Source organism: Parabacteroides sp. ZJ-118, from assembly GCF_011038785.1.
GTDB lineage: Bacteria > Bacteroidota > Bacteroidia > Bacteroidales > Tannerellaceae > Parabacteroides.
In genome coordinates this window covers 1-719 of sequence record NZ_JAAKDT010000120.1, presented here as the reverse complement: position 1 = coordinate 719, position 719 = coordinate 1, and the positions used below count along the sequence as shown (strand labels likewise).

The following is a 719-nucleotide window of genomic DNA, read 5'->3' as shown; positions in this document are numbered from 1 at the left end:
AAAGGGAAAGTCGACGGCAAGGAACAAGGATTGACGGCAGAACAACGTCAAAGACGATATGCACGTCAGCGCGATGCGGAATCTCATGCAGCCAAACGCAAGGAGGAATATTTCATGGGCAAAGGTGAGAAGTTGTTGGAGATGGTCAGGAGAGCTGTCCGGTCAAAGATACCTTTTGAATATCTGTTGGTTGACAGTTGGTTTACCAATACCGGACTGGTTAACTTTGCATGCAATTGCCATAAGAAATTCCACTTGCTCGGAATGGCCAAAATGGGTAATACCAAGTATTCCACCGTGAAATGGGGAGAACTTTCTGCCAAGGGTGTCATAACCAAACTTTTAGCTTCAAAATCGGTAAAGTACAGCCGACGCTATCGCATTCGCTATGGCATGATCAACGCCAAACTTGGCACACGACAAGTGCGTCTGTTCTTTTGTCGGCGCAGCAAAAGTGAGGGATGGAGAGTATTGCTTACCACTGATACCACGATTGACTTTATGAGGGCATACGAGATTTATGCTATGCGCTGGGCTATTGAGGTTTTCTTTGCCGACAGCAAACGGTTGCTGGGATTGGCCGATTGCTCCGCACGCGACTACACTTCACAGCTGGCACATGTCTCATTGGTGATGATCCGCTATAACCTGCTGGCATCCTTGAAAAGAAGTTTGGACTACGAAACCATCGGAGGACTGTTCAACGACGTATTTGCGGG

Annotated in this window: 1 protein-coding gene; it reads left to right on the top strand. The window is 47.6% G+C overall.

Annotation, left to right across the window (positions count from 1 at the left end; all coding sequences use genetic code 11):
• Positions 1-719, top strand: a 719-nt coding sequence (locus tag G7Y39_RS13455) for a transposase (RefSeq protein ID WP_165157933.1), incomplete at both ends; no start/stop codon positions are given.